Source organism: Winogradskyella schleiferi (assembly GCF_013394655.1).
Classification (GTDB): domain Bacteria; phylum Bacteroidota; class Bacteroidia; order Flavobacteriales; family Flavobacteriaceae; genus Winogradskyella; species Winogradskyella schleiferi.
Genome location: NZ_CP053351.1, coordinates 3533482 through 3553938 on the forward strand (window position 1 = coordinate 3533482; position 20457 = coordinate 3553938).

The window sequence follows — 20457 nt, forward strand, 5'->3', positions numbered from 1 at the left end:
CACGCCTATTTTGTATCGAGAAGCTCTTAAAACGTTCTCGATACAACATTGCAAAGTAGCAATTTCACTCGAACTGACGAAAAGATTAAACATGAAAAAGAATATTTTAGAAAAAGGATTTTCAAAACTCTGCACAGCAAAAGCGATGGCAGAATTATACGAAGTAAATTTCAAACAAGTTTCAAAATACGTGCATGCCACATCTCGTGGACATGAAGCGATTCAAATTGCATTAGGGTTACAATTATTACCTCAAGATTATGCGTTTCCGTATTACAGAGATGATGCCATGTTATTAGCCTTCGGTTTAGAACCTTATGATTTAATGTTACAATTATTGGCCAAAAAGGATGACCCGTTTTCTGGTGGAAGGACCTATTACTCGCATCCAAGTTTAAAGGACGATGATAAACCAAAAATTCCACATCAATCATCTGCGACTGGTATGCAAGCAATTCCTGCAACTGGTGTTGCGATGGGACTTCAATATTTAGAAAAACAAGGTTTAAAAAATTCAGTTACGAGTAATCACGTATCGGCTTCCTTCCCTTCGGGAAGGACTGAGGATGGGCTTGTAGTGTGTTCTCTAGGCGACGCCTCAGTAACCGAAGGCGAAATAGCCGAAGCCTTCCAAATGGCAGCCTTAAAACAAATGCCAATTTTGTATTTAGTGCAAGATAACGGTTGGGATATTTCGGCAAACGAGGCAGAAACGAGAGCTCAAAATGCGTTTGAATACGCGCAAGGTTTTCATGGATTGGAAGCTATTTCTATTGATGGCGCCAACTTTACCGAGAGTTACGAAGCTTTGGAAAAAGTCATAAAAACAATACGAGAGGAACGACGACCGTTTTTAGTGCATGCTAAAGTGCCTTTGCTAAATCATCACACTTCTGGAGTACGCATGGAGTGGTATCGCGATGATTTAGACGACGCACGTTCTCGCGATCCATATCCAGTTTTAAAACAACAATTATTGGATGCTGGTTTTTCAGAAAAGGAAGTTGAGTCCATAGAAGATTCCGCAAAATCAAAAGTACAATCCGATTTTGAAAAAGCATTAAAAGCAGAAGACCCAAAACCAGAAGATTTATTCACTAACGATTTCGCACCAACACCGATTACAGAAGAAAAAGGCACACGAGCACCAGAAGGCGCAGAAAAAGTGGTGATGGTAGATTGCGCTTTATTCGCAGTCGAAGAACTGATGAAAAAACATAAAGAATGTCTGCTCTACGGACAAGATGTCGGCGGACGATTAGGCGGTGTTTTTAGAGAAGCGGCAACTTTAGCTCAAAAATTTGGAGATGATAGAGTCTTTAATACACCAATTCAAGAAGCTTTTATTGTTGGTTCAACGGTTGGCATGAGTGCCGTTGGGTTAAAGCCCATTGTTGAAGTTCAGTTTGCCGATTATATTTGGCCTGGACTCAATCAACTGTTCACTGAAGTGAGTCGCAGTTGTTATTTGAGTAACGGAAAATGGCCAGTGAGTATGATTCTAAGAGTTCCAATTGGTGCTTATGGAAGTGGTGGTCCGTACCATTCTTCTTCTGTGGAAAGTATAGTCACAAATATAAGAGGAATAAAGATTGCCTACCCAAGTAATGGAGCGGATTTAAAAGGCTTGATGAAAGCAGCTTATTATGATTCAAACCCTGTAGTTATTTTAGAGCACAAAGGGTTGTATTGGTCTAAAGTGCCAGGTACTAAAGGAGCAACTTCTATTGAGCCCGCTGAAGATTACATCTTACCTTTTGGAAAGGCTTGGGTACTACAAGAAATTTGGAAACAAGATAATGTAGAAACCCTAACCATTGTCACCTACGGAATGGGAGTTCATTGGGCATATAATGCTTCGGGCGAATTGAACATGAGAGATCAAATTGAAATCATTGATTTGCGAACCTTATTTCCATTAGATGAAGACACAATCATGAAATCAGTTAAAAAAACCGGTAAATGTTTAGTGGTTACCGAAGAACCTTCGAATAATAGTTTTGCAAGGGCTTTGGCAGGAAAAATTCAGGAAGAATGCTTCAAATATTTAGATGCACCAGTAATGACCATTGGAAGTGAGAATATGCCAGCCATTCCTTTGAATTCTACTTTAGAGGAAACGATGATTCCTTCCACAGAAAAAGTAAAAGCTAAGATTGAAACGTTATTGAATTATTAGATTATGATATGCTAAAAGGTTCGATATTTTTAGCATCTTTTACATTCCCATAACACAAAAAAGCCTTAATCCATAAACAGATTAAGGCTTTTAACACTCAAAAATTGATTGATTTAGTCCATATCAAATCGCAATCCGACAGATATATTATTTTGATCTACAACTTGATTTTTAAACAAAGGATTAAGGTCATATTTTACATATAAGGCAACATCTCCTAAAGCCACATAACCGCTTAGTCCATAAACAAACTCACTAACTTCAAATTGATCGCGTTGTTTGTCCTTTTCGCGCTCTCCATCTTCCTTGTATTTTATTTTTTGCATATTCCCTAGATTCAATCCTGCATATCCGCCTAAACCTACTTTTAATTGCTTAACCGTTGAATACCTAAAATAGTCTTCTTTTTCGATTTTTTTGGAAGGCCCGAATTCTAAGTGCATTGGGATGACAAGGTTTGTCGTTCTAAATTTTACCTTATCGGCATCTATTGGGTATTCCTGTAAAGATATATCGCCATTTGTATTGACTAAATAGTTGTTATCCTTAATCTTTAATTTATTCCATTGAAAAGAGAACCCGTATTTTAATCTCCAAAAATTAGTATTTTCAAAAATTCTTGTTTTCCAAGCGTAGCCAAGTTCCAGAAATCCAGAGCCACCCAATTTGTATGGCGAATCCTCTAAATCTTGTCCATCTATAAGTGTATTGTTAAGTCCGAAAGCAAAAACAATATCAGTAGTGGTACGTCGGTCGTATTTTCTAGGTTTATCTTCAGATTTTTTACCCAAATAGATGAGGCTCTCATTTTGCTCTTCGTCACCGCCTCCTATTCTGAAAATAAAAAGATCATCTTCTGAATCATCGGTTCCGTATTCATAAGCATCATAACCATTCCGTTGCAACAAAGCTATTTGCTTATCTATGATTTCTTTTCGATTTTGAATATTAAGAACTGCGGTTTGTGCTTCTTCCTTTTTTAAATTTTCAGCCTCCTCTGCTGTAATTTCTTTAGCGTCTAAACGCTCATTGATTTTTTCAATTTTTAATTTTAAGATTGTTTTTTCATTGTCTTCAATTATAGCTCTATCTTTTTCCAAAAGACTAATTTTAGAATTTACTTTTTCTTTATGAATAGAATCTAATTGTTTGGTTTGCGCTTGAAGATTAGAAAATGTTAGGCTTATTATTAAGCATGCTAATAGTTTTGTAATTGTGTTCATGACTGTTCGTTTTTTGATTAATGATGATTTGATTTTGATGATAATATTTTAATTTATTGTCTATTTAATTATTACGATCTGCAACGGCTGTTTTTACGGTTTCGTAACTATCCTTTAAAGCTTCGAAAACTTTAGTTCTAAAGGATTGTCCCATTTCGTCTTCAACGCTCATTAACAATGCGTCAGCATCCGTTAACTTAATTGTTTCTTTTTTCAAATTTTCCTTAAACAATTCTTTACTTGCTATTTTTAATAAGGAATCTATTTCTCGGTCTGTAACGGAACTGTTTTCTGACTTTAGAGTTTTCATAGCTGCCGTAACAGCGTTTTTTAGGATAAGGTCATCGATTTCTAATTGCAATTCATTATTAACCGTTTCGTCCTTAATAATAGGAATTTCGTTTTTATCTGTTTCGTTGATTTCAGCTAGTTGAATTTTTGACTCAGTATTTTTAATTTTTTCGCTTTTACGGACAAAGGTTTTTGATTCTTTTGGCATTGGCACAATCTCTTCCTTCTCTTCTACCCTATTTTCTTCGTTTACTAATTCAATAGATTCTTTTTGATCTGGTTGCTCCGTTTTTATATTTATTTGTTCTTTTATTATACCCTCTTCTACTATTTTAGGCATTAATTCCTCAGCATCATTAGTGTTAAAAAACTGAATTGATATCGCCATCATAATCAATAATCCAGCTGCTATACTCAACCACCAAAACATTGATTTTTTTGATTTCTTTTCATCATCATCTAAACGACCCGATAGTTTAGACCAACTTTCCGATGTTGGAGACAAGGTTCGTTTTTCGAGCTTATCTTTTATATTTTCTTCAAATTTAATTGGAGCCATAACTGTTGTTATTTAATTCTTTAATTTTTTTCTGAAGCATTTGTCGTGCTTTGAATAGTTGCGATTTTGAGGTGCCTTCAGAAATCTTTAATAATTCCGCAATTTCTTGATGTTTGTAACCTTCTATCGCATACATTACAAAAACCATTCGGTATCCTTCTGGTAAACTATCGATGAGCAATTGTATTTCTGCTACTTCGATATTGGTATTGATGTTGTTAGACGAATCGTGTTCTAAATAATCGTCTTCAACCGCAAATTCAATTTTCTTTTGTTGTCTTAAATAGGAAATAGATTCACGCACCATTATTCGTCTTACCCAACCTTCGAAACTACCTTCATTTTTATACGATTTTAAATATTTAAATACTTTGAAAAAGCCATTTAACATCACTTCTTCCGCCTGATGAACATCTTTCACATAATATCTGCAAACGCTCAGCATTTTTGGTGCATGCAACTCATACAAAACATGTTGTGCTTCACGATTTTGTTTCGCAGCACTCTGTATGAGTTTGGTTTCATTGTTATGAAGTTGAATAACTTTCATTCTAAGTTTTAAATTCTGAACGTTCTCAAAAGGCTTTCTATTTATAAAGACGCAATATTGTAACCAAAGGTTGCCTGGTGAAGTAAAAAAAATAATAATAAATTATTTAACAGACTGTATAACAGTGTTTTAAAAATTACTTTTTTCGATCAATCACATAATCGACCATAAGCTGAAGTGATGCTTTATATGGTGTTTCTGGATAATTTGCCAAAATAGTTAGGGCTTCTTCTTGAAATGCTTTCATTTTAGAAACGGCATAGTCCAAGCCTCCATTCGCTTTTACAAAAGTGATGACCTCCTTGACGCGATTTTTGTCTTTATTATGATTTTTAACCGAATTAATCAACCAAGACTTTTCTTTTTTGGTACAATTATTCAATACATATATTAAAGGCAAGGTCATCTTTTGTTCCTTAATATCAATACCAGTTGGTTTGCCAATGGCCTCTTGTCCATAATCAAACAAATCGTCCTTAATCTGAAAGGCCATACCAATTAATTCACCAAATTTTCGCATAGTCTCTACTTCGGGAGAATTTGGTTTGACGGAAGCAGCGCCCAAACTACAACAAGCAGCAATTAATGTGGCTGTTTTTTGCCTTATGATCTCGTAATAAATAGCCTCCGTAATATCTAATTGTCTGGCTTTTTCAATTTGAAGTAACTCGCCTTCACTCATTTCCCGCACGGCAACTGAGATAATCTTGAGTAAATCGAAATCATTATTGTCTATAGAAAGCAAGAGTCCTTTTGACAACAGAAAATCTCCAATAAGCACAGCGATTTTGTTTTTCCAAAGCGCATTGATTGAGAAGAAACCACGTCTGCGATTACTGTCATCCACCACATCATCATGAACCAATGTAGCAGTGTGAATTAACTCTATAACCGAAGCGCCTCGATAGGTACGCTCGCTTACCTCACCATTGTTCATCATTTTAGCTACTAGAAAAACGAACATTGGTCGCATTTGTTTCCCTTTACGATTTACAATATAATGCGTAATCCGATTAAGTAGTGCGACCTTACTAGCCATAGAGAGTTGAAACTTTTGCTCGAAGAGTTCCATTTCATAAGCTATGGGTTGTTTTATTTGCTCGGTTATTTTCATTTAAAATCTAAATGATGACTTATTTTGCAAAACTACAAATAATGATGGTTGTTTATTGAGAAAAAAGGAATATTACATTTTTAACTTTTTCTACTCAGAAATATTTGTAACTTTAGGCAATTAATCTAAAAATTATAAAACACATGAAAAAAATTACATTATTAATTTTTACTTTGTTTGCATTTTCATTCAGCAATCAAGTAAATGCACAGTGCACCGACTTTTCAGGAGGTGGACCTTACACTAATTTCAATTCAGCCTTTGGTGGAGCACCTTGTGACGACGGCACTGGCTGTCCTTTTAACGAAATTAGCACTTTTGAAGCATGGGCAGACGAATCTTATCTTATGGACAATGTTGTAACCGGACACACTTATACATTTAGTTTATGTAATGGTCCAGGTGCAGGTACATGGACACCAAGTTTTTCAATTATTGCTCCTTCTGGAGCTATTGATGCTTTTGGATTAGACGCAGGCTCTACTTGTGCCTTAACTTGGACAGCTACTGAAGATGGCACATATACCATTGGTATTTCTGAAGCAGGTATACCTTGTGACACCTCTACAAATACTACTACAAACAACGGTTTTCCTGCTATTACTTGTACAGATGGAGATACTTGCCCTGTATGTACATTAACAGCTGCTCCAGATGCAGCAACCACTCCTACACCTGCAGATGGTGCTACAGATGTTGTTTTAGTAGATGGAACAGACGTTCAATTTTTTTGGGCTGAACCTACTACTGGAGAACTAGTGGAAAGTTACACCTTTAGCATTGGTACGACTTTAACTGCTGATGATATTGGCGTATTAGAAGATGTAGCTAGTGGCGATGTGACTTTAACCGCTCAATACAATACCACTTATTTTTGGAAAGTTGAATCTGTGAACTGTTTTGGAACTACATCAAGTCCGATATGGAGTTTTACCACTGGAGCTTGTTCTGAACCTATTACAGATGCCATTACAACGCCTTCTCCTGCCGATGGAGCAACTGGTGTAGAAATTGCTTATGGTAGCGCTAATAATCTTGTTGGACCTTTTGAATGGACACCTGCAGCTACTGGAGGTGAGGTAGAAAGTTTTAATCTAAATTTAGGTATTACTTTAACTGGAGATGATATTGGTACATTAACTGACTTTGATAGCGGTGGATCTGTACTATTTAATTTTCAACCAAGTACAACGTATTTTTGGTCAATTGATGCCGTAAATTGCGCTGGTACTACCACAAGTCCAGTATTTAGTTTTACTACAGCTGCATGTACAGAAACAGCAGCACCTGCTATGGCTAGTGCTCCTGTGCCTGCTGACGCGGCAGTTAATGTAACTTTACAAGCACCTGATGCTACTGCAACGTTTAGTTGGGCAGCTACTGCACCTGGTGACAGCTATACTCTTAATATAGGAACAGCAAATCCACCAGCAACACCTTTGAGTGATTTTGAAAATGGAGGAGAATTATCATTAGCATTAAACACCACTTATTTTTGGAGTATTGATGTCGGTAATTGTTTTGGAGTAACTCCTGGACCGGTTTGGAGCTTTACTACTGATTCCACATTAGGCATTGACGATAATACATTAGAAACATTTAGTGTATATCCAAACCCTACGTCTAGTATTTTAAACATTCAATCATCACAAGATGTTGATAATGTTACCATATTTAATTTATTAGGTCAAAGCGTAGCAAATTTCACTAAGAATGAAATTACTAATTCGTCTATTGATATGTCTGATTTATCTCAAGGACTTTATTTAGTTAAGATTTCTGTTGGAGACAAATCTCAAACTTTAAGAGTTACAAAAGAGTAATTTTTTAGTTCATATATATTCAAAGAAAAAGCGGCAATTGCCGCTTTTTTTTATGTTTAAACTTTAATAGTTTAACTTTTATTTGCCAACTGTCCGCAAGCCGCATCAATATCTTTACCTCTACTTCTCCTAACAGTAACCGTGATGTTATTAGCCTCAAGCATATCAACATACATATCAATGGCTTTTGATTTGGCTTGTTGAAATTCGCCATCATCAATAGGGTTGTATTCTATAAGATTCACTTTACTTGGTGCGAATTTGCAAAACTCCACTAAGGCTTCAACATCCTTTCGCTTATCATTGATGCCATCCCAAACCACATATTCGTAGGTAATCCTATTTTTTGTAACTGCGTACCAATATTGGAGTGCTTCTCTTAAATCTTGAAGTGGAAATGTTGCGTTAAATGGCATTATGGAGGTACGAATCTCATCTATAGCCGAATGTAACGATACTGCTAACTTAAACTTTACCTTATCATCAGCCATTTTTTTAATCATTTTTGGTACTCCTGATGTAGATACCACAATACGCTTAGGCGACATACCCAAACCTTCTGGTGATGTAATTTTTTCTATGGCTTTAAGTACGTTATTGTAGTTCATCAATGGTTCTCCCATTCCCATAAATACAATGTTGCTTAAGGGTCTGTTATGGTATAACCGACTTTCATTATCTATGGCCACCACTTGATCGTAAATTTCATCGGGATTAAGATTTCGCATGCGTTTTAATCTTGCTGTGGCACAAAATCTACAATCAAGACTACAGCCTACTTGAGATGACACACAGGCGGTGGTTCTCGTTGCTGTTGGAATGAGGACAGATTCTACAATTAAATCATCATGCAATCTTACGGCATTTTTAATCGTACCATCAGCGCTACGTTGCATCTGATCTACTTTGATATGGTTAATGACAAAGTTATCTTCGAGCATTTGCCTAGTTTCCAACGATAGGTTAGTCATATCCTCAAAACTATGAGCTGACTTTTGCCACAACCACTCGTAAACCTGATTACCTCTAAAGGCTTTGTCTCCTTGACTTACGAAGAAATCCCTGAGTTGTTCTTTTGTAAGTGCTCGTATGTCTTTCTTTTTGGTTTCCATCTTTTGCAAAAGTAGTGAAATGTTTGTGGTTTGTGGTTTGTGGTTAAATATAAAACGCGTTCATATTTTGTAGTACAGTTTAAAATAACAATATGTCTTTTGAACATTGGTTATAAATCTGTTTTTTGATGTCATGCTTTTTAATCAAAATTTGGTCTTCAATAAGGCTAGTTCCTATTAATTGACCATTGGAAATTGCGTTAAGGATAGTAGTGAAAAGCCCGCAGCAATTCTGATTTTTTTATCAGAATTATGAGGACTTGTAACGGATAGCCTGACCCTGACTTTTTCGTCAGGGTAACGCCCAAAAAATGATAAAAAAAAAGCCTCAATGAAGAGGCTCTTAACTATTTGACTTACTTCTTACTAGATAATGAGCATAGCATCACCATAAGAATAGAATTTATATTTTTCCTTTACGGCTTCCTCATAAGCTTTTTTCATAAAATCATGACCTGCGAAAGCCGACGTCATCATCAACAAGGTTGATTTTGGCGTGTGGAAGTTGGTAATCATACAATTCGCAATACTGAACTCATAAGGTGGAAAGATGAACTTATTGGTCCAGCCTTCAAATTCATTTAATCTGCCGTTGGAAGACACTGAACTTTCTATAGTTCGCATCGATGTTGTACCAACTGCACATACACGTTTTTTGTTTTCTATTCCTTTATTTACAATGTCGGCAGCGCTTTGAGAGATTATAATTTCTTCACTATCCATTTTGTGCTTAGACAAATCCTCTACTTCAACTGGATTAAATGTACCCAAACCAACGTGTAAAGTTACTTCTGCGGTTTTTACGCCTTTGATTTCCAAACGTTTTAACAAATGCCTAGAGAAATGCAAACCTGCTGTTGGTGCTGCTACTGCGCCTTCGTTCTTTGCATAGATGGTTTGATAACGCTCTTCATCTTCTGGCTCTACATCTCTATTGATATATTTTGGCAATGGTGTTTCGCCAAGTTGCGTTAATTTAGTCCTGAAATCGTTATAAGAACCATCGTAAAGAAAACGTAAGGTTCTTCCTCTAGAAGTGGTATTATCTATAACTTCAGCAACTAAAGTTTCGTCTTCTCCAAAATAGAGTTTATTACCTATTCTAATTTTACGCGCTGGATCTACCAAAACATCCCAAAGACGTTGGTCTTGATTTAATTCCCGCAATAAAAACACCTCGATACGTGCGCCTGTTTTTTCTTTGTTGCCATATAAACGGGCAGGAAACACCTTAGTGTCATTCATGATCATCACATCACCTTCATCAAAATAATCGATAATATCTTTAAATTGTTTGTGTTCAATAGTTTGTTTTTCCCTATTAAGCACCATCAATCGCGATTCATCCCTGTGTTCTGCAGGATGTTCGGCAAGTAATTCGTCTGGAAGGTCAAAACTAAAGTGTGATAATTTCATATATGTTTGTTGTTTTTAAGAAGTTGCAAATATACAATCTCAACATATGCCTTGTCAAGTAAATGAAGGTTTAATTTTATTTGATCGTTTTATTAAAAACTTTGTAACACGGATTTCATGCCTGCAAGTTGGCAGAAAGTGATTTTTACAGATTATAATTGGCTTGAAGTGAATCAAAAACAAATGAAACAAATTTCAAGAATCTCTAAATCTAAACTCTAATTGGTTTTTAGTCTATTTTGAATCCTATTGTTTTAAGGTCTTCCCAAAATTGCGGATATGATTTGCTTACAACGTCAGCGTTTTCAATTATAATTGGTGTTTTTAATGCCAAAGGCGCAAATGCCATTGCCATTCTGTGGTCGTTGTATGTGGCAATTGAGATGTTGCTATTAATGTCTGTTGAGGATTTTAAATGTAAAGTTGCATCCGTAATACTAACTTCGCCTCCTAATTTTTCCAATTCAGTTTTAAGCGCTACCAAACGGTCGGTTTCCTTAATTTTTAGGGTATGTAAGCCTATCATATAGCATTCTAAACCTAAGCCAAATGCAGTTACCGCAATAGTTTGTGCGATGTCTGGTGCATGCTTTAAATCTAATTGTATTGACGATTGACGATTAACGGTTGACGATTTTCTCAGCGTCATTTTATTATTTTCAAAACGTGTTTCAACCCCAAAATCATTATAAATATTTGCTAAAACAGAATCACCTTGCAAACTTTCTTCTTTGTAGGATGCTATAGTTATTTCAGTACCTAAAGCACTTAACGCAATGAGACTATAAAAATAGGATGCTGAAGACCAATCTGACTCAACGGTTAAAATTTGTGGCTTAGGTTCAACGGTTTGTGGTTTCACTGTAATGACATTTTCAACGAAACTAGTTTCTACTCCAATTGAATTCAACAAACTCAAGGTCATTTTGATATAAGGAACCGAAGTTATTTGACCTTCTAAATTAAGTTCTAATCCGTTTTCCAGTTTTGAAGCAATGAGTAATAATGCCGAAATGTATTGGCTACTCACATTGGCTTCTAAAGACACTTTATTTTTTGCTAGTTGCTTACCTCTAATCTTTATAGGTGGAAAACCATCGTTTTCCAAATAGTTGATATCTGTACCTAAAGTTTTTAAGGCATCGACTAGAATTTTAATTGGTCGCTCTTTCATACGAGAAGACCCTGTTATGGTCACTTCCCTATTATTTTGAATAGAAAAATAAGCCGTCAGAAATCGCATTGCTGTACCAGCATGATGAATATCTATGAGTTCATCAGTTGAATTCAACGCTTTTTGCATCAACACAGAATCATCTGAGTTAGACACATTCTCAATTTGAATTTGGGGATACAAAGCCTTTAACAACAATAAACGATTAGATTCACTTTTTGATCCTGTAATCTGAATACTTTGATGGTTTTGAAGCTTTGATTTTTGGATGCTGATACGCATGAAGACTATTTAAAATAAAATGAATAGCAAATCTACTTTAATTTCTCGTTATTATGGTGTCTATCGTGGTCTCGTTTGCTTTTTTTATCCATTTTTTTATCGAAAGCTTCCTGCAAATCAATACCTGTTTGGTTTGCTAAACACAAAACAACAAACATCACATCTGACAGTTCTTCGCCTAAATCTTTATCCTTGTCGCTTTCCTTTTCGCTTTGCTCTCCGTAACGTCTAGCAATAATACGAGCCACTTCTCCAACCTCTTCAGTTAATTGAGCCATATTGGTAAGCTCATTGAAGTAGCGAACTCCGTGTTCATTAATCCAGTCGTCAACTTCTTTTTGTGCGTTTTTAATGTTCATGTTTAAGCTTTTGTTAATACTATCTGTTCGGCTTGTTTTTCTACAATTCTACCGTAGAATGATTTAAAAGCCTCATAATCCGTGGATAAAATTATCGGATTAATAATATCCATTTGTGTAACCAATTGCAAAAACTTACCATTTTGCTTTATATAATAAGTAAACTTTACATTAGCATTATTAAATTCATACACTTCCGACTTAGGCAAGGACTCTACGACATAACCTTCTGGTAACATAATATTTATCCTTTGCTTATCTGAATTAGGTATTATAAAATCTATAGGATACTGACGGTTTTCCAATTTAAACGGGTTTTCTTTAGTTCTTAAAAACAAAAGCGGCGTAAAATACAGCTTATCTCCAACCTCATCGATTCCATCGGAAAATTCATAGTCGTAGCTCACTTTAATTGGTTCGGTACTATTCTTTAAGTTTTCAACATTTAGTTCATCTATTTCTAAATCACCTTTATCTTTTTCTAATGATTTAATTTGATCTTCAGTGGTCATATTTACATACTTATCTCTATAAAAATAAGCAATATAATCCGTTAACTGTTTAGCGACTTTGCCAGTAAGCGTAAAGTCTTCATTAATTTTAACATTGAGCATTGTTGATTCAACAGACTGTGACTTAGGCTGTAAATCAACCCACCTTGATACATCATTATCTTGTATTAACCTACCTTGCCAATTTAAGGTGCGCAGAGGCAATACATTATGAGTGCTGTACTGTTCAGTAGCGTCTATTAATAAATATTGATCATCTTTTTGAACACAGCAAATAACATAATTAAATCCTTCTCGTGTTGGAAAAAGAGGAAAACCATTGTTTCTGGTGCTTAATACCACTGGATTTGCATTGACGCCATGTGAACGCAACATCGACACAACCATTAGATTAATATCTCCAACATTACCTTTGCCATCTTTGTAGGCCGAACGTACGCCGTTTTGTGCATACTTACCGTAATTACCATTCCACTTTACTTTAGACTTCACTAACTCCTCAACTAAAAAGGCTTTCTCAAAATCGTCCTCCACACCAGTTAAAGCTGCTTCCAGGTCGTCTTTATAGATATTGAACTTACTCAACTGTCCTCCAAAATCAGAATTATCGTAAATTGTCTTTGAAACTTCTTCCCAGGTTGAAGAAAATGATTTTTCCACAAGCTTTAAATTATTTAAATAAGCTGTAAGTTCCATTGCCATTTTACTTCTGTAATTATTCATATTGCCAGCATAGGCTTCTTCTCTAAGAGCTGGAATATCTTCTTCACTTAAAGTACAAACATCGATTTGATAATCAAATGGAATGGTTGTTGTTTCAGAAGATTCAACTATTTTTGGTAGATAACTCGCCCTAAGGTTATACTGTTTATTATAGACTAAGTATTCTGGTGTTGCTATTCTTACCTCTAATTTATTTACAGGAATGCTATATTGGAAGATAATATCATCAATACTGTACCTAGGCGAAACGATCTTGTATTTATATTCGATGACAGTACCTTCTTTTACATTTGGTAATGTGAAAGAACTTATCCTTGTGTATTCGTTATGATCGTCTTCAAACTTACCATCACCTTTTAGTTTATCTTTTTCAATTTTACCGTTAACAAGGTTGTATGAAAAGCCCTTTAAGCCGCTAAGTATTTCTTTCTGACCATTTCCCCTGTACAGATACAATTTTTTGGTAGCCCAATCAAATCCGTCCTTGTTGTAAATCTTTATACGCTCATGTACTTCACGTTCTTGCATAAAACCTTCATTTGTAGCATATATGAATTTAATATCCTCATTGCGATATAATATAGCGGCAGAGGTTGCAGAATCCTTTGAATGGTATTTTTCTTGAAGTTCTTCTTTCGAAATTTTTCCAAATTTAAAGTTTTGAGCGTTACTGAAATTAGCACTCAAGATTAGGGTGAAAATAATTAGTAGATTTTTCATTTTTTAAGTAATACTAAGGTTGATATGATATGATTTTTTATTTGAAATGTAAGCTTAGGATTGTATTAAAACAATCTTACTTTTATCGTATTTAACAATTTGCTTACTAAAGTTTCTAAAGGCCTTATAATCTTCTTTTTCATAATTTCCTTTATTTAGAATATAGGTTCTAGAATATTTTAATTTATTGTTTGCTAACGTTTCTATTTTGAAGTTATAACTACCAAACTTGGTTTTGATGTCTTTAGACTCTGTCATAGCTTCCACCTTTAGACCTTCTGGTATCTGAATAATAAACTCATCCGTATCCTTAAAGCCACGATCAATTTTAAACTCTAATTTTCGATCTGTATATCTCGGTGGAATCTGCGTAACTTTATTAAACATATTAGGTTGAAAAATAAGTCTTAAACCACTTTTTGAAGCATAATTAGCAAAAGTTAATTGTACCTTTTCATTATATATTATAGCATCCTTATCATTCGAAATGCTTATGTTATCGATGCTTAAATTATTAATATTATCCCAATATTCCTTATAATGTAGTTTTTGGTCTCTTTCGGTTTTCTTTTCAATACCTTCATGGATATTGTATTGATAACCCGTAGTCGTAATAGCAACGTCTGCAGTAAAACTTCCTGAAGTATCCATAATAATACTTGCCGTTGTGTTTTGAACGCTATCATCGGCTTCATATACCTTTGTGTGTACTATTTCCCCACCTTCTGGTTTTACCAATAATACTTTTCTGTCGTCTGTAAAACCTGCGGTAAACCCGAATGGGTTTGTTTGGCTTGTACATTCCAAGAATATATTTTCATCATCATTTGGAACACATAAAATCGCATGATTCCCTTGAGTGGAAGAAAACTCACTATCTATATCCCTAAGCCCTCGACCTCCATAAACTAAGGTATAATACGAAGGCACGTCCACAGCTTCCAACAATGCCTTTGTATAGTTTGTTAAACCTTTGCAATCTGCATAACCCAGCTTATCTACATCATTGGCCAACATGGGTTTCCAACCACCAATACCAACCTGAATACTGATATAACGCGTTTTATCTTGCATATACTTGTAGATTATTTTAGCACGTTCTATTTTGTCATCAACACCTGCTGTAAGTTGTTTTACATGATCTTTTGTGGCTTGTGGAATCTCATCTGTCCCAGTTAATAATCTATCATACATCCATTTTCCAAAATCGTTCCAAGTATTGTTTTCTCCTTCAACGCCTACCATTTCAAACTTTTTTAAGGCAACTTTGTAATGAGGGATTATGTTTTTCAATTCTGGAGTATAGGCTTCATATTTAATGCCTTGAATATTTTCTGCCACAAAATGGTTTTCAGAAATTTCTTTGATATTATAGCCTTCAAAATTTACCTTTTTGGCCTTCAAGTCAATATTTGCCGTATTGATGATCTCATAATCCGAATGTTCTACACTAACATAATAATCGTCAATAGGATACCAATTAGGAAAAAACGCTGTAGATGTATAGACTGTTTCAGCATTAAATTCTACCGTATAAGGATATTTTAAAGGAATATAATCTAGATATTTTACCCGATCATCTTCATAAATAGAAAAATCACTTACCGCACTGACATCTTTAAAATCTTTTTTCCTTACTTTTTTTATTTCTTCTCCGAAGGCATCGTAAATAAGTGCTTCCATTTTATTAATGGATCTACTATTGTCATAGAACAAAACCGCGTTTACATGTTTATTCCCTCTTTTATTATAGACTGTGGTTATTCGTTTTGTAGTTATTTTAATCTTATCGAGACCTAAAATTTCGACTTGATTCTTTTCAAATCTAACAACGGCATTGGCCTTATCCACTAATTCCTGTGGAACAAATAATGAATTATAGACATTTTCGGTTTGAGAAAAACTAAAAGTTGTAAATAAAACAAAAAAGGTAAGAAGCGGAAATTTTAAACGAAACATAGAAGCGAATGATTGAGTTAGGGCTTACAATATAAAAAGTTAATTACGTTCTGCAAATGATTTTTATCATCGATTTCCTACGTGCTTAATAAGTTCGATAAGCTGCGCAATTAAACGTGACCTACTCTTTTGTTTTCATTATTTTTTTACTGAAAACAAGTATAGTCAAAACAACTAAGCAAGGAATTCCAATATATTTAAGCTCACTAAGTATGACATTAATTCCCCATTCTGAAAAGAATTCTTTTATACCAATCGGAGATACTTTTATGGGTCTAAAAGGAAAGAAAAATCTTGAATTATCCACAGGAATAAAAAACCCAACCCCTTTTCCTCCTGAGGTCATAGCATCCAAAAGTCCATGTGATAGCGTTGCTATAAAAAGGACGATTGTAAATATTAGTTTTCTGTTTTTTCCGAATACAAAAGCCAATAACACACTCCACAACACAGCAAATAAAATAGAATGTGTAAAACCTCTATGTCCTAAAGGATGCGAATAAGGAATCCCGAATTTAAAAGCTAAAACGTCTAAATCTGGCAGTATTGCAGAACCAATGGCTAAAAATATAAGTAGTTTATTAGATTTTGAATCCACAACTTTGGAAACGGTATAGGCCACTAATCCATGACCGAACAATGATGCCATTAGTTTCTATTTTCAGAATCGATAATAATGGTCACTGGCCCATCATTTATCAAGTTCACTTTCATATCTGCTCCAAATTCTCCTGTTTGTATTGGTTTTTCCAATACAGTCTGAAGTATTTCTATAAATTTCTCGTACAACGGAATAGCCACCTCTGGTTTTGCCGCTTTGATATAACTTGGTCGATTTCCTTTTTTAGTACTCGCATGAAGCGTAAATTGACTAACCAAAATCACATCGCCTCCAATAGTTTTCAATGATTTGTTCATTACGCCTTCTTCATCTGAAAAAATACGAAGGTTGATTATTTTATTGCAGAGCCAATCGATATCTTCTTGAGAATCTTCATTTACTATACCGAGTAACACCAAAAGTCCGTTACCAATTTCGGCAACTTTATGCCCTTCAATTGTTACACTTGCTTCTGAAACTCTTTGAATAACTATTTTCATCCCTTTTACTTACCAGTAAGTATTATGTTTAAAATCCACAAGATTGGCTAAACTTCGTAGGTTGTAATTTTTAGCTGAGCACTGAGACTGAAAACTGCGACTAATTTTCATCCCAATGATCAGTTCTATAATGTTCATCTTCGCCTTCTAAAATCTGGACATAACTTTTATATCTTGAATAGGACACCTCATCTGCTTCCAAAGCATCCTTTACAGCACATTTTGGTTCGTTAAGGTGAATACAATTATTAAACTTACAATCTTGTTTTAGTGCAAAAAATTCAGGGAAATAATCGCCAACCTCTTCACGTTCCATATCCACAACTCCAAAACCTTTGATGCCTGGTGTATCTATAATTTTAGCATCGAAACTTAAATCGAACATCTCTGCAAATGTCGTGGTATGTTGCCCTTGACTATGTTGGGTAGAAATAGCTTTTGTTTTTAAATCAAGAGAGGGTTCGATAGCATTAACCAATGTGGATTTACCGACACCAGAATGACCTGCAAACATACTTACTTTGCCTACCATCAAGGTCTTTACTTTCTCAATGTTTTTCCCTGTGGTGGCAGAAATATCGATACATTCATAACCAATAGCACGATAAATACTAGCAAGATATTTAACCTCCAACATGGTTTCTTCGTCGTAGGTATCTACTTTGTTAAATAATAGTACGGTTTTAATGGAATAGGCTTCTGCCGTCACTAAAAACCGATCTATAAACGTAGTAAATGTTGGTGGGTTATCGATAGTGATCAATAAGAAAACCAAGTCGATATTTGAAGCAATGATATGCGTTTGCTTAGAAAGGTTTACCGATTTACGTACAATATAATTTTTGCGTTCTTCAATGCGATTGATAACTCCAGTCTCAGTATTGTTTTTCGTTTCCAATTGGAACTCTACGATATCTCCAACCGCAATTGGATTGGTACTTTTGATACCTTCCAATCTAAAACGCCCTTTGATTCTGCACTCGTAGAATTTCCCGTTGAAGGTTTTTACTGTGTACCAGCTGCCTGTAGATTTATATACTGTTCCTGTCATTAAAAATGTTTACCGTACAACAAAGAAACGACTTTAAACCAAAAAATCCTTAAATTAGTGACTTAATCAATAAAATCAACTACCATGAAAAAATACTTATTACTTATCGTATTACTTGTTGCTGGCTTCATTTCATTTTCATTTATCAATGAAGACAAACCAGTTACGGAAGTTGAATACAAAGTTATTACAAGTATTGAATCTATTGTTTCCAGTGGTTTAGGGCGTTCACGTTTGATTTCTTTTAATGCTGATAAAAATTATGAAGACTACACATCAGCACAAACCGAAGACGACAACAGTAGAAACAAATCGAAAAGGAGTGAAATACGCGTAAAGGATTTTGAGGAAACCAAATTATTAAACTTCTATAATATTGGTGGTATTCGTTTTCAAAATATTGTTTCTAATGATGCACTTGTAAGTTCCAAATTAACAACCATGGCCGCTGAAGGATGGGAACTTATGTTTATTAATAGTGCCGTAGAAAGTGATAGTGGCGAAGGCGATGGTCAAGGTATTTTCATAACGCGTTATACCTTTAAACGGGTGAACTAATTAGATAGAAAGCCTCGCAAAATGTGAGCCTTTTTTTTAACGCCTTATGGCTTTGATGGACTCTAGTTGTTTTCCATCTGCGAAAATAGCTATGATATAAATTCCTTTAGAAAATGAAGATAAATCAATATTAACTTTTTCTCCAAATTTTTGATATGTTGAATTTTGATTTATCCGTTCAATTTACAAGACCTACTCCATCGAAAAAGGCTGACCAGTACTCTGTAAAACTCCAAACCAGAATTCACCTTCCATATCTATCTTTTTTCGCTTTTTGGTTACATCTGTAATTGGCAGATATACAAATCTATTATTAACGCTTCCTACAACAAAATTCGTTTTTCCAGCCATTGCGCCATGAACTGCATGATAAGCCAAACGGTTACAATACAAACTATCGTTAGCATTTGCTGGAGCACTTCTAATTATATAGCTTGGATCTATGTACTTAATAGTTGTCTCCATGGCTATTTTATTAAAATATTCTTTAATACGCTGCTGAAGAAATAAACCAATATCTTTATGCTGAATATTTCCAGAAGCATCTTTTACTTCTTCAGTTTCATTTTGAAATAAATGTTGTCCTGCACCTTCTGCAACTACAATAACTGCATGCTTTTTCTGTTGTAGCCTAATTTTTAAATTTTCTAAAAATCCGTTTTCACCTTCTAATTGAAAATCCATTTCTGGTACTAAAACAAAATTCACGACTGGCATAGAAAGTGCTGTTGAAGCCGCAATAAAACCACTATCTCTTCCCATTAATTTTACTATTGCCATACCGTTGAATGCGCCGTTTGCTTCGTTATGTGCATCTCTAACTATTGGACAAGCTACGTCGAATGACGTTTCGAAACCAAAGGATTTATCAATCAAATCAACATCATTATCTATAGTTTTTGGAATCCCAGCTACTGAGATTTTTAAGCCTCTCTTTATAATTTCAGTACCAATAGCGTTTGCACCTTTTAGCGTGCCATCACCGCCAATGGCAAATAAAATATCAATATTATTTTCCAAAAGAGTGTCTACCATCATAGAAACGTCTTGTTGACCTCTTGAAGACCCCAAAATAGTGCCTCCAAACTCATGGATATTTTTTACCTTATCTGGAGTAAGTTCCATAAATTCATGACCAACTTCAGGATTTAAACCTTCGTAACCATATGGAATTCCGACAACTCGTTTTACTTTATAAAAATAATGTAACGCCATTACCAAACTTCGAATAACGTTATTTATACCAGGACAAAGTCCGCCACAGGTTACAATAGCAGCCGTAGTCTTTGCGCCATCAAAAAAAACTTTTTCACGAGGTCCTGAGCGCTCATAAGAATCAGGTGGTATTTCGCTTTCTAATGATGCCTCAAGGTTTTTCATTTTAACATCCGCTAAAATCCGCTCACTATCTTCAATAAAATTAAAAATATTATCACCTTTTGTCTTACTTAGATGTATTGGGGAAGTTTTAGTTGCTTTCCCTAAATTGGTGATTTTAAAGTTGGTGTTTTGCTGCATTTCGTTTTAATTTGATAGTCTATGAAATCTGATTTCTAATTAACTAATTAATTGTTTTTAGTGTGTCTATAATCGTAAAGTTAAAGATTTACATACAGAAGAACAATTGTACAGGTTTCTTTATAATTTAAAAATAGGATCATAACATAGTTATAGATTTAAAGACCTAATAAAAATTCTAAATAATAAAAAAAGGCGCGCTAATAGCGAGCCTTTTTTTAATAACATTTTTT

Annotated in this window: 17 protein-coding genes; 3 read left to right on the forward strand and 14 right to left on the reverse strand. The window is 34.8% G+C overall.

Annotated elements, in window-relative coordinates; genetic code table 11:
- Positions 1–91: 91 nt before the first annotated feature.
- Positions 92–2179 carry an alpha-ketoacid dehydrogenase subunit alpha/beta gene (locus HM990_RS15380; protein ID WP_178990046.1) on the forward strand — a complete coding sequence of 696 codons (2088 nt, stop codon included), beginning with the start codon at positions 92–94 and terminating at the stop codon, positions 2177–2179.
- Positions 2180–2292: 113 nt separating this feature from the next.
- On the opposite strand, the gene HM990_RS15385 is transcribed toward HM990_RS15380, so the two are convergent.
- From HM990_RS15385 to HM990_RS15400, 4 genes are all read right to left on the reverse strand, one after another.
- The gene (locus HM990_RS15385; protein WP_178990048.1) at positions 2293–3402 is read right to left on the reverse strand and encodes a coiled-coil domain-containing protein; all 1110 of its coding nucleotides are present in this window, start codon (positions 3400–3402) and stop codon (positions 2293–2295) included.
- A 64-nt stretch (positions 3403–3466) separates the two neighbouring features.
- Positions 3467–4252 carry a hypothetical protein gene (locus HM990_RS15390; protein ID WP_178990050.1) on the reverse strand — a complete coding sequence of 262 codons (786 nt, stop codon included), beginning with the start codon at positions 4250–4252 and terminating at the stop codon, positions 3467–3469.
- The gene (locus HM990_RS15395; protein WP_178990052.1) at positions 4239–4802 is read right to left on the reverse strand and encodes an RNA polymerase sigma factor; all 564 of its coding nucleotides are present in this window, start codon (positions 4800–4802) and stop codon (positions 4239–4241) included. Before HM990_RS15395 ends, HM990_RS15390 begins: the two co-directional genes overlap by 14 nt.
- Before the next feature lie 136 nt (positions 4803–4938).
- Positions 4939–5916, reverse strand: coding sequence for a polyprenyl synthetase family protein (locus HM990_RS15400; protein WP_178990054.1), 978 nt, complete (start codon positions 5914–5916; stop codon positions 4939–4941).
- A 143-nt stretch (positions 5917–6059) separates the two neighbouring features.
- Here HM990_RS15400 and HM990_RS15405 point away from each other — a divergent pair, with 143 nt between their 5' ends.
- A complete protein-coding gene (locus HM990_RS15405) occupies positions 6060–7739 on the forward strand; it encodes a T9SS type A sorting domain-containing protein (protein WP_178990056.1) in 1680 nt (559 codons plus the stop codon).
- A gap of 71 nt (positions 7740–7810) precedes the next feature.
- Here HM990_RS15405 and rlmN read toward each other — a convergent pair whose 3' ends face one another.
- From rlmN to rsgA, 9 genes are all read right to left on the reverse strand, one after another.
- The gene (gene rlmN, locus HM990_RS15410; RefSeq protein ID WP_178990058.1) at positions 7811–8851 is read right to left on the reverse strand and encodes a 23S rRNA (adenine(2503)-C(2))-methyltransferase RlmN; all 1041 of its coding nucleotides are present in this window, start codon (positions 8849–8851) and stop codon (positions 7811–7813) included.
- Positions 8852–9217: 366 nt separating this feature from the next.
- Positions 9218–10267 (reverse strand): tRNA preQ1(34) S-adenosylmethionine ribosyltransferase-isomerase QueA, encoded by a 1050-nt coding sequence (queA, locus tag HM990_RS15415; RefSeq protein ID WP_178990060.1) that lies wholly within the window; start codon positions 10265–10267, stop codon positions 9218–9220.
- Between the two features lie 229 nt (positions 10268–10496).
- Positions 10497–11723: a 3-phosphoshikimate 1-carboxyvinyltransferase gene (locus tag HM990_RS15420; protein WP_178990062.1), complete on the reverse strand. Its 1227-nt coding sequence runs from the start codon at positions 11721–11723 to the stop codon at positions 10497–10499.
- Positions 11724–11755: 32 nt separating this feature from the next.
- A complete protein-coding gene (locus HM990_RS15425) occupies positions 11756–12082 on the reverse strand; it encodes a nucleotide pyrophosphohydrolase (protein ID WP_178990064.1) in 327 nt (108 codons plus the stop codon).
- Positions 12083–12084: 2 nt separating this feature from the next.
- Entirely contained in the window at positions 12085–14037 is a 1953-nt protein-coding gene (locus HM990_RS15430) for a transglutaminase domain-containing protein (RefSeq protein ID WP_178990066.1), read from the reverse strand.
- A 54-nt stretch (positions 14038–14091) separates the two neighbouring features.
- A complete protein-coding gene (locus HM990_RS15435) occupies positions 14092–15996 on the reverse strand; it encodes a DUF3857 domain-containing protein (protein WP_178990068.1) in 1905 nt (634 codons plus the stop codon).
- A 121-nt stretch (positions 15997–16117) separates the two neighbouring features.
- On the reverse strand, positions 16118–16645 hold the full coding sequence (locus HM990_RS15440; protein ID WP_178990070.1) for a metal-dependent hydrolase: 528 nt from the start codon (positions 16643–16645) through the stop codon (positions 16118–16120).
- On the reverse strand, positions 16645–17097 hold the full coding sequence (dtd, locus tag HM990_RS15445; protein ID WP_178990072.1) for a D-aminoacyl-tRNA deacylase: 453 nt from the start codon (positions 17095–17097) through the stop codon (positions 16645–16647). Before dtd ends, HM990_RS15440 begins: the two co-directional genes overlap by 1 nt.
- 100 nt (positions 17098–17197) lie before the next feature.
- Complete coding sequence (gene rsgA, locus HM990_RS15450; RefSeq protein ID WP_178990082.1) at positions 17198–18148, reverse strand: ribosome small subunit-dependent GTPase A; 951 nt, start codon at positions 18146–18148, stop codon at positions 17198–17200.
- 84 nt (positions 18149–18232) lie between these two features.
- Between rsgA and HM990_RS15455 the strand changes: the two genes are divergently transcribed.
- Complete coding sequence (locus HM990_RS15455) at positions 18233–18706, forward strand: hypothetical protein (RefSeq protein WP_178990084.1); 474 nt, start codon at positions 18233–18235, stop codon at positions 18704–18706.
- Positions 18707–18898: 192 nt separating this feature from the next.
- Here the strand turns inward: HM990_RS15455 and HM990_RS15460 are convergent, their stop codons facing one another.
- A complete protein-coding gene (locus tag HM990_RS15460; protein ID WP_178990086.1) occupies positions 18899–20224 on the reverse strand; it encodes an ATP-dependent 6-phosphofructokinase in 1326 nt (441 codons plus the stop codon).
- Between the last annotated feature and the right edge of the window lie 233 nt (positions 20225–20457).

Excerpts from the sequence above, each read along its gene's own strand:
- HM990_RS15380 (WP_178990046.1), top strand. The coding sequence starts at position 92 with ATGAAAAAGAATATTTTAGAAAAAGGATTTTCAAAACTCTGCACAGCA.
- HM990_RS15385 (WP_178990048.1), bottom strand. The coding sequence starts at position 3,402 with ATGAACACAATTACAAAACTATTAGCATGCTTAATAATAAGCCTAACA.
- HM990_RS15390 (WP_178990050.1), bottom strand. The coding sequence starts at position 4,252 with ATGGCTCCAATTAAATTTGAAGAAAATATAAAAGATAAGCTCGAAAAA.
- HM990_RS15395 (WP_178990052.1), bottom strand. The coding sequence starts at position 4,802 with ATGAAAGTTATTCAACTTCATAACAATGAAACCAAACTCATACAGAGT.
- HM990_RS15400 (WP_178990054.1), bottom strand. The coding sequence starts at position 5,916 with ATGAAAATAACCGAGCAAATAAAACAACCCATAGCTTATGAAATGGAA.
- HM990_RS15405 (WP_178990056.1), top strand. The coding sequence starts at position 6,060 with ATGAAAAAAATTACATTATTAATTTTTACTTTGTTTGCATTTTCATTC.
- rlmN (WP_178990058.1), bottom strand. The coding sequence starts at position 8,851 with ATGGAAACCAAAAAGAAAGACATACGAGCACTTACAAAAGAACAACTC.
- queA (WP_178990060.1), bottom strand. The coding sequence starts at position 10,267 with ATGAAATTATCACACTTTAGTTTTGACCTTCCAGACGAATTACTTGCC.
- HM990_RS15420 (WP_178990062.1), bottom strand. The coding sequence starts at position 11,723 with ATGCGTATCAGCATCCAAAAATCAAAGCTTCAAAACCATCAAAGTATT.
- HM990_RS15425 (WP_178990064.1), bottom strand. The coding sequence starts at position 12,082 with ATGAACATTAAAAACGCACAAAAAGAAGTTGACGACTGGATTAATGAA.
- HM990_RS15430 (WP_178990066.1), bottom strand. The coding sequence starts at position 14,037 with ATGAAAAATCTACTAATTATTTTCACCCTAATCTTGAGTGCTAATTTC.
- HM990_RS15435 (WP_178990068.1), bottom strand. The coding sequence starts at position 15,996 with ATGTTTCGTTTAAAATTTCCGCTTCTTACCTTTTTTGTTTTATTTACA.
- HM990_RS15440 (WP_178990070.1), bottom strand. The coding sequence starts at position 16,645 with ATGGCATCATTGTTCGGTCATGGATTAGTGGCCTATACCGTTTCCAAA.
- dtd (WP_178990072.1), bottom strand. The coding sequence starts at position 17,097 with ATGAAAATAGTTATTCAAAGAGTTTCAGAAGCAAGTGTAACAATTGAA.
- rsgA (WP_178990082.1), bottom strand. The coding sequence starts at position 18,148 with ATGACAGGAACAGTATATAAATCTACAGGCAGCTGGTACACAGTAAAA.
- HM990_RS15455 (WP_178990084.1), top strand. The coding sequence starts at position 18,233 with ATGAAAAAATACTTATTACTTATCGTATTACTTGTTGCTGGCTTCATT.
- HM990_RS15460 (WP_178990086.1), bottom strand. The coding sequence starts at position 20,224 with ATGCAGCAAAACACCAACTTTAAAATCACCAATTTAGGGAAAGCAACT.